This is a genomic window from Pleurocapsa sp. PCC 7319, assembly GCF_000332195.1.
In the GTDB taxonomy this organism is placed as follows: Bacteria; Cyanobacteriota; Cyanobacteriia; order Cyanobacteriales; family Xenococcaceae; genus Waterburya.
This window is the reverse complement of sequence record NZ_KB235922.1, coordinates 1,871,317-1,885,602: the sequence shown is the minus strand read 5'-3', so window position 1 is coordinate 1,885,602 and position 14,286 is coordinate 1,871,317. Positions and strand designations below refer to the sequence as shown.

The window sequence follows — 14,286 nt, the reverse complement described above, 5'->3', positions numbered from 1 at the left end:
GAACAAGCAAAACTTGATCGATCGCCACAGGCTATATTTCTAGTCTTTCCTTCAACTTTGTATATCGCTGCTGTTGTTTAACTTGCTTAACGGCGATCGCGATCGCTTTTTGAGAACCCACAATTAAAGCCAATTTCTTGGCTCTAGTAAGTCCCGTATAAAACAAATTCCTCGACAGCATGACGTAGTGCTGAGTATACAAAGGCAAAATAACTACAGGATATTCCGAACCCTGACTTTTATGAATACTGGTAGCCCAAGCGAGAGTAATTTCATTGAGATCGGCAAAATCATAAACTACCTCTCTCTCATCGAAATTAATAGTGACTTCCTTCTCAGTATGATCGATATTAATTACTATACCCAAGTCACCGTTAAAGACTTCCCTAGTGTAGTCATTCTTTAACTGCATCACGCGATCGCCAATCCGTAAAATACTATCTCCCCTAGCCAACTCCTCCTGGTGAAGATCAGGAGGATTAATCAGTTGTTGCAGTACCTTATTCAAATTACGAGTGCCTACCACGCCTCTAGTCATGGGAGATAACACTTGGACATCAGTAGCAGGATTAAAACCAGCATGGGGAATATAATGCTCAATCAGTTCGCAGATAGTTTGTACCCCATGTTCGGCTTCCGTACCTCCAGGATGCCAAAGACAATCAGCAGTAGACTTCATTGAAATCTTCTCTAGTTGAGGATAAGAACCGCGATTGATTTGATGGGCGGTAGTAATAATTGCACTTTCTGCTGCCTGACGAAATACTTGAGTTAAACGGACGACGGGAATCTTATCCGAACCAATTAAATCCTTGAGGACATTTCCAGGACCAACAGAAGGAAGTTGATCTATATCTCCCACCATCAAAAGTAAAGCATTTTTAGGTATAGCTTTGAGTAGAGAATGAGCCATAAACAAATCCACCATACTAGATTCATCTACCACGATCGCGCTGCAATCAAGTTGATGATCCCCATCTCGTTTAAAACCCATCTGACTGGGGTCAAATTCCAGCAATCGATGTAGAGTTTTCGCGCTTATTCCCGTCATTTCAGTTAATCTTTTGGCTGCTCTACCAGTGGGTGCAGCACAGGCAATGGATTTACCCATTGCCTTCCAGAGTTTAACGATAGTACGAGTGACAAAAGTTTTTCCTGTACCAGGGCCACCAGTGAGAATCATCACTTTTTCCCTCGCTGCCATTTCTACAGCCACATACTGCTGAGGTGATAATTTAATCTGTTTTGATGCAGTAAACTTACCAATCCAACTTTTTACTCTATTTCTATCTACATCTAAGTTAGTTTCTAATTTCTGCTGTAATAATTTCGCCAAATGCTGCTCACTATAAAAGAAGCTGGGTTGGTAATAAAGAGGACACGGGTGCTGAATCGAATTCAGCACCGTGAGATGTCCGTGCAGTTCATCATCATCTTTTTCTCTAATTAACTGTTCTTCAATAACCATCTGGGAGAGGATATCAACAATCACTCTAGATTCAGCTTCATACTCGTCTGTAGTTAATAGCTCTTTAGTAAAAGGAACAATCTGGCTTTCAGGCAGATAACAATGTCCATCTTCACTGGCTTTATTCAACACATGGAGAATCCCTGCACGGTAACGAAACAGGGAATCAGGAGCAACTCCAACATTACAGGCAATCTTATCGGCGGTTAAAAAACCAATGCCAAAAATATCGAGCGCTAATTGATAGGGATTAGTAGTGACAGTGGTAATAGCATCGTCGCCATACTGCTTGTAAATCTTAACTGCATAGGTAGTAGATACCCCATGTCCAGAAAGAAAGATCATTACTTCTTTAATCGACTTTTGCTCTGACCAGGTGCTTTGAATCATCGCAATTCGTTTGTTGGCAATTCCTGGTACTTCCGACAGGCGATCTATTTGATTTTCAATAATTTCTAACGTATCCAAACCGAAATGTTTGACTATGCGTTTGGCGGTTACTGGTCCTACTCCCTTAATCAAACCACTACCTAAATACTTTTCAATTCCCGTGAGGGTGGCGGGTTTAGTTTCTTGATATTGAACTACTTGAAACTGTGAACCATATTGGGGATGTTCTCGCCATAGTCCTTGTAGCTGTAGCGTCTGTCCTGCCTGAATATTGGCAAAACTTCCCACAATAGTAAGCAACTGTTTAACATTCCCCGTATTTAATCGCGCTACGGTATAACCAGACTCAGATGAATGAAAGGTAATTCGCTCAATAACCCCAGTCAGAGAGGATAGCGGTGCAGAAACAACAGTTGATGATGTCATAGAACGCTTGTTCTGTGTTGAATTCATCTGCAAGTTTAACAGCTTTAAAGAAAAGTGCAATTGCTGAAATACAGAAAAACGTAAATACTTAAATGTAAAAAATCGTATTTACAGAATTTTTTTTCTAAGACTATTCAGATATGAGGTTGGTAATCGCGATTTAGGAAAATAACTTCCAGCTTTTTTCCCGATGATTGAAATCAAATAATTGGGGATGGAAAATTTCGGCTAGGACTTCAGCAGAATCAACTAGCCGAGGGCCAGGACGATTGAAATAAGCATTGCCATCGACGATGAAAACTTTGTCATTTTTAACGGCTTTCAAACTGTTCCAGTTTGGGTTTTGGGTTAATACTTGTGATTCCTTTTCTGTACGTTCCAAATCAAAGCCACAGGGCATAATTACGATGACATCAGGGTTGGCTTCAACTAAACTTTCCCAAGATATGTAGGGAGAATGTTTTCCTTTGACGCTTAATAGAGATTTGCCTCCAGCAATTTCAATTAATTCGGGAATCCAGTTTGCTCCTACCATTAATGGTTCAGTCCATTCAATAGCGACGACAGTAGGTTTTTCACTGAGGTCTTTAACTTTGTCAGAGATTATATTAATCCGACTTTGTAATTTATTCAAAGCAGGTTTGGCTTCAACTCCCAGAGTGTTAGCAACTCGTTCGATATCTTCCCAGACTTCGTTTAATAGATCTGGCTGGAGAGAAATAATTTGAGGATGGGAATTAGTTAGTTTGGCGATCGCACGCTCCACTTCTGGTAAATTAACCGCGCAGACATCACACTGGTCTTGGGTGATGATGTGAGTTGGCTGAAGATCTTCTAAAACTTCGGTTTTTATTTTGTAAATACTTAGAGCTTTTTGCATCAAAGTTTGGACATCATTATCAATCTCACCACTATTTTTATGGCTATTGAGTCTGGCTTCGGTGCATACAGGTAAGTCTTTAACAGAAGGAGGATAATCGCATTCGTGAGAGCGTCCGACTAAAGCATCGGTTAAACCTAAACAGTCAATAATTTCTGTGGCAGAAGGAAGTAGGGAAACAATTTTGAGGTTGGCTGAATCGGTCATAGGTTATGGTTTGCCAGAATGAGATTTCTACTTACAATCTATATCTAAATTAATTTCTAAATCAGATATTGCTTTACGAATTGATTTGACTTCATAATCAAGATATTCGCGCCAAGAAGACTTAATTTTTTGCTTGTAGATTATTCCATTCTCCGTCTAAATAATCTGCATTATTGAGAATTTCTCGCTTATAAATAAGACTCCATTTTGTTGGTTTTAATTTACACCCAGTAACAAATCCTGGAATTTGCAATTTTTGTACAGCTTGAAAAATCATTTGTTTTATCTTTGACTCACCAGGACCAATAACTAAATGTAAGCCTAAATATTGAGGCTCATTAACAAATTCAAATAACAAAATGCGATTACTGCTAGTCCATTGCGTACAAGTCTTTTGGAAAGATAAATTGTCCCATTCTTGGGGAGCAAAGCGAATATATCTTTTATTGCGATCATCTGCTTTAATGTTGTCTTGTTTATTTCCTTCAATAATTTGTTGGACAAACTCCGAAATGTCTAACTGTAGATCTGGACGATGTTCATAAATCAAGTCCAGTGCTTGTCGGTGTTGTTTGTAGATTTTCTGACATAGCTTGGCGATTTCTGAGTTACTCACAATATGTCTTTCGATTAAACTAACGTAATGACCGATCAAAGTATAAACGTCATCACCCATTGTCGATTGATATTGATTACAGATAGATTTCATCAGCTTGGCTACTTCGTTATAACTAAGTGATAACCATTTTTCATCAGAAGCAGAGTCACCTTCCTTAGTTAGATATAGAAAAACTTTTTGGCATTTTAAGAACTCGATCGCAATTGTTTTTTCGTATCTTTTTAGTTGATTTGAGTGTTCTGAAGAATCAACTTTGTTTTCAATAACGCAAACTAGATTATTGTTCGGTGAATAAATCAAAATATCAATATTTCTCCACTCCCGCCGAATTTCTGCATTTTCTAGATCGGCGATATCAATTTCAATAGGACTAAGAGGGGGATTTTCCGAATTAAGTAAGGCGCAAATTAATAATTTCTTGAGAAATAAATCTCTTAATCTATGAGTCTCTAGTGGATTCAGTAAAAAAGCGAGAAAATTAGAATGTCTAATTTCTTGCCGAATTACTCCAACAGCTTCAAAAATATTAAACTCCGAGAGAATTGACTCTAATCGATCTAAATCTTGATTATCGATGATTAGTTTTCCTAAGATTTCCTGTTGATTTTTGTCAGACAGCATTAATAATTTGGGTTAAGTTGGATTATTTCCTGGTTAAATCTCCTTCAAGATAATGAGACAATCCTATAATTGGCGAGAAGATCGAGAAAAATATATTCAATTTTGGACTATTCGATCGGTAAGTGGGGTTGATTCTGTAAATCAGCAATTACAGAAAATCGTATTTACAGAAAAACTAAAATACTGCTCTAAAATTATTTGGCGTAAAAGGTGAGATCTATCAACAGAAATAAGCAAAAAGGGAATGCTAAAGATAAAGTCATTTATTTTTATTCCCACCAATGTCTCTTTCCAATTCCATCAACAAGTCGAAGGACGACAAACCAAGCCCGCCATCTCCAATCGACTTTAAAAGTATTCCCGAAGCTGGTCAATTAGTGACTCTAAGAGGTCGTCGTTTCTGTGTCACGGATGTTTACGCCTCAACCAGTTCCACTAATATGGTCAGAAGTAGGCAAACTGAGAATCATCATTTAGTCAAGGTGAAGTCGGTGGAAGATGACGATCTAGGTGCAGAACTAGAAGTTATCTGGGAATTAGAGATAGATGCTGCCACCTATGAAACAAGGGAACTACCTTATCCTGGAGGTTTTGATTTAGCCGATCGCCTGGATGCTTTTTTAGATGCAGTTCGTTGGGGTGCAGCTTCTTCGGCGGATGTGAGAAATATTCAATCTCCATTTCGCAGTGGTATCGATATTGAAGATTATCAGTTAGACCCCGTAGTTAGGGCGATTCAGATGCCCCGCGTAAGTCTTTTAATTGCTGATGACGTTGGGTTGGGTAAAACCATCGAAGCGGGGTTAGTGGCTCAAGAAATGATGCTTCGGCAGCGAGTACAGAAGATATTAGTTGTTTGTCCATCTTCGTTACAGGTGCAGTGGCAACAACAGATGCGGGATAAATTCGGTTTGGATTTTCGCATAGTTGGCAGCGATCTGATGAAGCAATTGAGAAGGACTAGAGGAATTCACGTTAATCCTTGGACTCACTATCCTCGTTTAATTACCTCCATTGATTTTCTTAAGCGCGATCGCCCGTTAAGGTTAATGAGGGAGGTTTTACCCAAGGAAGGAGAATCGATTTATCCCCGTCGCTTCGATCTGTTGATTGTGGATGAAGCCCATAACGTTGCCCCCTCGGGAAGTGGGAACTATGCTATAGACTCCCAACGGACGGCAGCTATTCGCTTGCTAGCTCCGCATTTTGAACATAAAATGTTTTTGACTGCCACTCCCCACAACGGTTATCCAGAGAGTTTTACCGCACTACTAGAGTTACTCGACTCTCAAAGATTTGCCAGGGGAGTAACACCAGATCGTTCTCAACTAGAAGTGGTGATGGTGCGCCGTCTCAAAAGAGAATTACCGCCAAAATGGGATGGCACTCCCCGTTTTCCTCAAAGAAAGTTAGAAGCGATCGCTGTTGACTATAGCCCAGAAGAAAAAGCGGTCAATGGGATGTTGGGAGAATACACCAACCTCAGACGTAAAAATGCTCAAGATAACGTTGAGTTGTATTCAACGGAATTTGTCTTGAAGCTCCTGAAAAAAAGGTTATTTTCTTCTCCTGCTGCTTTTCTTACCACTTTGGAAAAACATCACGAATCTATTGAATCCAAACTTAGAAAATCCCGAACCAGCCTACAAAAATCAAATCTAGGAATTTTGCGCCGTCAGCTTGCGGGTTTAGAAGAAGATTTTGCCGATGACGAAATGTACGAAGATACCACCAGCAGCGTTTTAGATATTACCTCTCGTTTGTTTTCTGAATTGAATACAGAGGAAAAACAGCTTGTAGAGCAAATGCTAGATTGGGCAGTTACCGCCGAGAGAAATCCTGATGCTAAAGCCCAGCATTTATTAGCCTGGTTAGAAGAGGTAATTAAACCTAATGGCAAGTGGTCAAATGAGAGGGTAATTATCTTTACCGAGTATCGCGCTACCCAAAAGTGGCTCTACGATCTTCTAGCTAACAGCGGTTTTGCGAAGGATAATCGTCTGATGACTATGTATGGGGGTATGAAACCTGATGAACGCGAGCAGGTTAAAGCAGCATTTCAAGCCAATCCTGAAGTATCGAACGTCCGTATTCTTTTGGCTACTGATGCAGCCTCAGAAGGTTTGGATTTACAGAACTATTGTTCTAATTTAATTCACTACGAAATTCCTTGGAATCCCAATCGGATGGAGCAACGTAACGGTAGAATCGATCGCCACGGACAAAAAGCTCAGGCAGTAAAAATCTATCATTTCGTCGGTAAAAACTACGCTCAAGCTAATAATCGGGGAGTCTCTCCAGGAGAATTAGAAGGGGATTTAGAATTTTTAATGCGGGCAGCTCTCAAGGTAAATAATATTCGCGAGGATCTTGGCAAAGTTGGCTCTGTAATTGCCAGCCAAGTTGAAGAAGCTATGTTGGGTAAGCGGACTAATTTTGATACCGAACAAGCTGAAGAACAGGGTGTAGCAGTGCGGAAGATGTTCAAGTTTGAGCGTCAGATAAACGATCGCATTGCCAAGCTCAAAGAGCATCTAGATGAAACTCGCAGCACTTTAAGACTCGAACCTGAAAATATTGAAACTGTAGTTAAAATTGGCTTGGAACTAGCCGAACAACAACCCCTTCAGCCCGTGACAAACCAAGAAGGTATTTATCATCTACCTGCTTTTAAAGGCAGTTGGGCGAACTGCACTCAAGGATTACCAGACCCCCATACAGGTGAGATTCGGGCGGTAACTTTTAATCCCGACTTGACCAGAGGGCGAGAAGATTTAGTGTTGATTCATCTTAATCATCCTTTAGTACAGATGTGTTTGCGCCTGTTGCGGGCAGAGGTTTGGTCGCGAGGCAGTCAGAAAAATCTCCACAGGGTTACGGCAAAAATTGTGCCGAATAGCGTTCTCGAATTTCCTACAGTTGTAGCTTATGGCAGACTGCTAATTTTGGGTAATGACAGTCAAAAACTCCATGAAGAGGTGATTACCGCAGGGGGAATTATCAAAGAGGGTCGTTTTAGTCGGCTCAATGTGCTGAAAATCCGCGAGGCTCTGGCTGCTTCTTATAGTGGTGAAATAAAAGATTCAACTAAGGAGAGTCTGGTTAAAATCTGGGACAGTTATGAAGAATCGTTGCTCAACAGTTTAGAAAAACGAGCAGAAGAACGGACTCAAGCTTCAGAAAAATCCTTACAAAAAAGATGTGACAAAGAAGTCAGTGACCTTACCGCTATCCTAACTGAATTACAGCGCAGTATCGAACAGGAATTGGCTGAGTTTGCCAAACCTCTCCAGTTAAAGCTGGATTTATTTAATGATGCTGAACAGGAGCAGTTAGAAAGCAATCGCAATAGTCTCAAAGCCAGATTAGAAGACATTCCCCAGGAAATCGAACAGGAAACCAAGTTAATTAAAGACCGTTTTGCTAATTTGAGTTCGCGCCTTTTTCCTCTGGCGATCGCGTTTTTAGTTCCGCAGAAGTATGCGTGAATTGTTAGTTGTTAGTTGTTAGTTGTTAGTTGTTAGTTGTTAGTTGTTAGTTGTTAGTTATTAGTTATTAGTTGTTAGTTATTAGTTATTAGTTGTTAGTTATTAGTTGTTAGTTATTAGTTATTAGTTGTTAGTTGTTAGTTGTTAGTTGTTAGTTGTTGGTTATTAGTTATTAGTTATTAGTTATTAGTTGTTAGTTGTTAGTTGTTAGTTGTTAGTTGTTAGTTGTTGGTTTTTGAGTTAGGCTGTTCAGCATTCGACTAATTTCGGTGATTTTTTGGTCAAAAAACTTGAATCTTTCTAACGAAATGTAATTTAAATCCCTGGCAAGAATTAACTGATATCTTACCTCGAAGGCACTACCTTGTGCTATGGCAATAAACCTTGCTAGTTCTTTATTTGTAGTTCTTCCACATCCTTCGGCAAGATTAGAACCAATAGAACAAGATGCTCTTCTCAACTGACTGACTAGACCAAACTTCTCATCGGCTGGAAAGTCTTTAGTAATTTTATAAATTCCTAATGTGAACTGATGAGCTTTCTGCCAGACTTGTAATTTCGTAAAATCTTGCACGATCGATAAGTTATTGGTTATTAGTTATTGGTTGTTAGTTATTAGTTATTGATTGTTATTTGTTAGTTATTAGTTACCAATAATAATTATAATAACCGATATGTTTTAAATACTAATCTGAAAAATTAGTGTTTAGCTGTCTCCGTAAAACTAAGGGTAAAGTAATTTATAAATAAGCTTTACTAGTGGTTATTACTTAACTCCCAAAACTAAAAACTAAAAACTAAAAACTAAAAACTAAAAACTCGATGATTGCTTAAGGAACTATTAAGGGAACTCTAAGAAGATAAAAAGTTCTTTAACAAAATATTTCTAAATATGTCTGTCCCTCGTCATCACGCTGAGTGGCTTTCTTTAGTAGAAGCCCAGGGTGCTTTTTTGAGCATCGAAGAGTTGTTAAAAGTTTTTCCTCAAGGGTTGGATGCCCATGAACCAGAACATTTTAATTTGCTCAAGATTGCTTATGATGAGTGGTCATATGAAAAATTTAATCCAGAGATTCATCGCGCTTGGATTGATTGGGTATTAGAGAATACTTTAGAATTTCCCGAAGAATTACTTCAGCAACGGCAACAGATTGCTCCTAGTCTGACGGTTAAAGTGGCGCAGCATGGCGAAAGTTTAACTCCCGATGTGGTTTTGGTCGAACCCGATACTGGGAAACCTCAATTACTGGTGAAAATTGTGCCTTTTGACCAGGGTTTAGAAAAGTCTTATAAGAAATCTCGTTGGACGGCTTCCCCTGCCACACGGATGCTGGAACTGTTGCGGGGGACAAATATTAACTTGGGTTTGGTGACAAATGGGGAACAATGGATGTTGGTTTATGCCCCCCAAGGACAAAGTAGTAGTTTTATTTCTTGGTATAGCAATCTCTGGGGAGAAGAAAAAGTTACTCTCAGGGCATTTCGTTCTTTATTGGGGGTAAGGCGGTTTTTTGCGGTAGAAGCAGAAGAGACTCTCACGGCGTTATTTCAAAACAGTAAGGATTCTCAAAAAGAGGTAACAGACCAGTTAGGGAAACAGGTTCTGAAAGCGGTTGAGGTTTTAGTCCAGAAGATCGATAAGTTAGACCAAGACAGGGGTTTGCTGAGAGATGTTTCGGAAGAGACTTTATATGAATCTGCATTGGTAGTGATGATGCGGTTGGTGTTTCTCTTTTGTGCGGAGGAAAAGGGTTTATTGCTTGCTGGTAATAGTCTTTACGATAAATCCTATGCAGTTTCTACTATTCGGGAAGAGTTGAGAACTCAAGCAGACAGTTATGGAGAAGAGATTTTAGAGCGTCGTTATGATGCTTGGTGTCGTTTGCTGGCTTTATTTCGCGGGGTACATGGTGGTATCGACCATCATTTAATCCAATTACCTGCCTATGGTGGGAATTTATTTGACCCGAAACGCTTTCCCTTTTTAGAAGGAGACGATCGACCTTTGCAGGTAGATAATCGTACGGTTTTACATCTACTCGAAGCCTTACAGATTTTACAGGACAAGTTACCAGGGGGAAAAAGCGAACCCCGTCGGCTTTCTTTTAAGGGTTTGGATGTGGAACAGATCGGGCATATTTACGAAGGTTTGTTAGATCATACTGCGGTTCGATCGCATAAAGCAGTATTAGGTATAGCAGGAACTAAAAATAAAGAGCCAGAGCTAGATTTAACGGAATTGGAGGCGAAATATAGCGAGGGAATAGATAGTTTAGTCAAGTATCTCTATAAAGAAACTAAAAGGTCTAAATCTGCTTTAAAAAATAGTGTAGAAAAAGAAGAGACACTAGATCCTCTCACTCGAAATAAACTATTAATTGCTTGCCAAAATAATAAGGAATTAGTAGAGCGAGTATTACCTTTTTATTATTTGTTGCGGGAGGATACTTTTGGTTATCCTTTGGTGATTCCTCAAGGCAGTGTTTATGTTACTCAAGGATCGGATCGACGAGATACAGGAACGCACTACACCAGTAAGAATGTCACTGAAGAAATCGTTCGCTATACCCTCGAACCATTAGTTTATGAAGGAGTAGCAGAGGGCAAACCAGCAGAAGAATGGCAATTAAAACCCGCAGAAGAATTGCTGGCACTGAATATCTGTGATTTTTGTATGGGGTCGGCAGCTTTCTTAGTTCAAGCTTGTAGGTATTTAGGAGAGAAACTGGTTCAAGCGTGGGTAATGGCAGAAGCAAATAACCCTGGAAAGGTAGTAATTGCGCCAGAAGGCAAATTATCCCGATCGCGTCCCGAAGAATGTATGATTCCTGTGGATGGGGAGGAAAGGTTAATCTATGCCAAACGCACGGTAGCTGAGAGATGTTTGTATGGTGTAGATAAAAATCACCTGGCGGTAGAGATGGCAAAGTTATCGCTGTGGTTGGAGACGATGCAAAAAGATAAGCCCTTTACCTTTTTAGATCATTGTTTGAAAACTGGTGATTCTTTAGTTGGGGTAAATATAGAGCAGTTAAAAAGCTGGAATCTAGATACGACAGAAGGAACTAATCTTAATATCGGGGTAGATATTCTCTGGAATGAAGTTCAATCTGCGATCGCAAAACGACTACAAATCCAGTCTCGCCCTGTAAATTCGCCTTTGGAACAGAAAGAAAAAACCAATCTGCTAACTGAGGCTAATGCACGGATTCATGATCTCAAAGTGCGGGCAGATTTATTAATGGAAGTTTATCATTCTGGGCTGAAGAAAACTGAGAGAGAAGCTTTGCGGGAAAGAATGTTAAACGTTGTTAATAGTGGCATGAGTATTCCCGAAGGAGATTTAAAGAAATTACCGCAGAATTTAGCTACTTTTCACTGGGAATTAGAATTTCCTGAAGTTTTCTTTCCTGCGTCCGAGAGGGCGAACGGCGATTCGCAGATACCTGATACGGTTCGGGGTTTTTCGGCTTTGGTGTCAAATCCGCCGTTTATGGGTAGCCAAAAGATTACAGGAACATTGGGCGAAGCTTATAGAGAATATTTAGTTGATTATTTAGCTCATGAAACCAGAGGACAAGCGGATTTATGTTCTTACTTCTTTTTGAGAGCGAATAAATTAGTTCAATCAAATGGATATTTAGGTTTAGTCGCTACTAATACCATTGCTCAAGGAGATACTAGAGAAGTAGGATTAGACCAAATTGTTAGCCCTCCTGTTCTTGCGGGTCAATCAACAGAATCAGCGTCAACTATTTATCGTGCTGTTCCCAGTCGAACATGGGAAGGTTCGGCAAGTTTAGAAGTAGCTTATGTCTGGCTGAAAAAAGGACAATGGCAAAGTGAATATTACCTCGACGATAAAACCGTCACTGGGATTACTCCTTATTTAACTATTCCAGGTAAAGCAGTTGGCAAACCTAACAAGTTAGCAGCTAATCAAAGTAAATCTTTTATTGGTTCTTACGTTTTAGGAATGGGGTTTGTTTTGACTCCCGAAGAAGCCAAAGCACTGATTGAAAAAGACCCTCGGAATAAAGATGTATTGTTTCCCTATCTCAACGGACAAGACCTTAATTCTAATCCCGATCAGTCTCCTAGCCGTTGGGTAATCAATTTCAAAGATTGGGCTTTGGATGAGGAACATGAAGACCCTAAAAAGCCTAAAGGTAGACCCTATGCTGCTGACTATCCCGATCTTTTAAAAATTGTTGAGGAGAAAGTTAAGCCTGAGAGAGATAAAAATAAAAACAAACAACGTCGTGAAATTTGGTGGCGTTTTACTAGACCAACAATGGAACTTTATGAAGCGATCGCAGGACGCGATCGGGTTTTAGTTCGCAGTCGTGTAGCTGATATACATAGCATTGCTTTTGTTCCTGCCAATATTGTTTTGAACGAAAGGCTGACAGTTTTTGCTTTTAGCAAATATAAAGATTTAGTTTTGCTTCAATCTAATATTCATGAGATTTGGGCTAGAAAATACAGTAGCACTTTGAGGAAAGATATGATGTACGCTCCCACGGACTGCTTTGAAACTTTCCCTTTCCCCGAATCAACCAGCAACCTAGAAACCATTGGCGAAACCTACTACAATCACCGCCAAGCCATCATGCAAACTCGCCAGGAAGGACTTACCAAAACCTATAACCGTTTCCACGATCCCGCAGAAACCAGCGAAGATATTATCAAACTCCGTCAACTCCATGTAGAAATGGATTACGCTGTGGCACAAGCCTACGGTTGGGACGATTTGATCCCCCCTGCCCTCGATCCCCCCGCGCTGTCGCGCACCCCCCTTATTAAGGGGGGCATGGGGGGATTAAACCACGACTTCCAAGAAACCAAACAGGGATTGCGGTACACCATTAGCGAACTCATCCGCCGAGAAATCCTCGATCGCCTGCTGCAATTGAACTTTGACCGCTATGCAGAGGAAGTAGCCCAAGGTTTACACGATAAGAAGAAAGGGAAGTCTAAGAAGAAGAAAAAAGCAAGTAACAGCAAAATTAATCAGAAAAGTTTGTTTTGAAGTTGTCCCTAAAGCGATTGTCTTGAATGTCAAGTTAAATTTGTTTTTTTCAGGCGATCGCGCTACGACTAAATAAAGCAAGAAAATTCCCTCGTCACAGTCACAACTTGCTGCAAACAAGACAAAATCAAAGCGATCGCGGTCATTGAACTAAACGATTTGAGGTTGCCAATTACGGACTAACTTCTTGTCGCCAGGTTTGATTATTTCTCATCATGGCATTGAGCAAAATTAAAAGCTTGTGCATACAAGCAGTCAAAGCAACTTTTTTGAGTTTCCCTTTTTTGAGCAAACGCTCATAGAAAGCTTTGATAGCAGGATTAAAACGAACAGCCACTAGAGTCGCCATATACAAGACACAACGAATTGTAGCTCGTCCACCCCAAATTTTTCTCTTGCCTCGAAACTTTCCACTGTCTCTGTTTAGGGGTGCTACACCAACTAAGTAGGAAATTGATTTATGCGAGATTGTACCTAATTCTGGTAAAGATGAGATCAAAGTCACAGCTACTACTTCACCGACTCCAGGCACACTAGTCAACAATTTCATCTTTTGCTGCCAGTCTTCATTAATCGCAATTGCTGATTTGATTTGGGATTCAATTTCTTTGAGTCGCTTTTCGAGCCATTCAATGTGTTCGTCAATATCGGCTTGAATTGAATTAGTTTTACCTCGACGACGATTTTTTTCGGCGGTAATCATGTCACTAATTTGACGGCGACGAGTTACTAGATCTTCTAGTTGGCGCGAAGATTCATCACTTATTGGTCTCACTTGAGGACGTATCGCATCGGCAAAATGCGCCAACAATTGAGCATCAATAGCATCGGTTTTGGCTAGTGTTCCCGTCGCTTTGGCAAAATCTCTGGCTTGACGAGGATTGATTACTGCTACAGAAAGTTTTGCCTCAGTTAACTTGATTACGGCATCAATTTCCATACCTCCCGTTGCTTCCAAAACAATTAATTTTGGTTCGATGTTTTTTAAAGTTTGAACTAGCTTACTAATTCCTACCTCATTATTTGTTACTTGAAATAGGTTTCCTAATGGACGTACGTAGACATCAAGATATTGTTGACAGACATCTATTCCTACCCACTGTTGTTCACTCATGAGTTTTTCTCTGTGGTGATTATGTTGATTGTTTCTCTCGC

7 protein-coding genes are annotated in these 14,286 nt (G+C 40.0%); 2 read left to right on the top strand and 5 right to left on the bottom strand.

Annotated elements, in window-relative coordinates; translation table 11 throughout:
* Positions 1 to 31 precede the first annotated feature (31 nt).
* The 3 genes from PLEUR7319_RS0112430 to PLEUR7319_RS0112420 all read right to left on the bottom strand — a co-directional run bounded on the left by PLEUR7319_RS0112430 (position 32) and on the right by PLEUR7319_RS0112420 (position 4,611).
* On the bottom strand, positions 32 to 2,284 hold the full coding sequence (locus PLEUR7319_RS0112430) for an ATP-dependent RecD-like DNA helicase (protein WP_019505554.1): 2,253 nt from the start codon (positions 2,282 to 2,284) through the stop codon (positions 32 to 34).
* Between the two features lie 160 nt (positions 2,285 to 2,444).
* The gene (locus PLEUR7319_RS0112425) at positions 2,445 to 3,371 is read right to left on the bottom strand and encodes a cobalamin-binding protein (RefSeq protein WP_019505553.1); all 927 of its coding nucleotides are present in this window, start codon (positions 3,369 to 3,371) and stop codon (positions 2,445 to 2,447) included.
* Between the two features lie 121 nt (positions 3,372 to 3,492).
* Entirely contained in the window at positions 3,493 to 4,611 is a 1,119-nt protein-coding gene (locus tag PLEUR7319_RS0112420; protein ID WP_019505552.1) for a PD-(D/E)XK nuclease family protein, read from the bottom strand.
* A gap of 281 nt (positions 4,612 to 4,892) precedes the next feature.
* Here PLEUR7319_RS0112420 and drmD point away from each other — a divergent pair, with 281 nt between their 5' ends.
* The gene (drmD, locus tag PLEUR7319_RS0112410) at positions 4,893 to 8,099 is read left to right on the top strand and encodes a DISARM system SNF2-like helicase DrmD (protein ID WP_019505550.1); all 3,207 of its coding nucleotides are present in this window, start codon (positions 4,893 to 4,895) and stop codon (positions 8,097 to 8,099) included.
* A gap of 214 nt (positions 8,100 to 8,313) precedes the next feature.
* Here the strand turns inward: drmD and PLEUR7319_RS0112405 are convergent, their stop codons facing one another.
* Positions 8,314 to 8,673: a four helix bundle protein gene (locus PLEUR7319_RS0112405; RefSeq protein WP_019505549.1), complete on the bottom strand. Its 360-nt coding sequence runs from the start codon at positions 8,671 to 8,673 to the stop codon at positions 8,314 to 8,316.
* A 318-nt stretch (positions 8,674 to 8,991) separates the two neighbouring features.
* Here PLEUR7319_RS0112405 and PLEUR7319_RS0112400 point away from each other — a divergent pair, with 318 nt between their 5' ends.
* On the top strand, positions 8,992 to 13,131 hold the full coding sequence (locus tag PLEUR7319_RS0112400; protein ID WP_019505548.1) for an Eco57I restriction-modification methylase domain-containing protein: 4,140 nt from the start codon (positions 8,992 to 8,994) through the stop codon (positions 13,129 to 13,131).
* A 172-nt stretch (positions 13,132 to 13,303) separates the two neighbouring features.
* Here the strand turns inward: PLEUR7319_RS0112400 and PLEUR7319_RS41630 are convergent, their stop codons facing one another.
* Entirely contained in the window at positions 13,304 to 14,245 is a 942-nt protein-coding gene (locus PLEUR7319_RS41630; protein ID WP_019505547.1) for an IS110 family transposase, read from the bottom strand.
* Between the last annotated feature and the right edge of the window lie 41 nt (positions 14,246 to 14,286).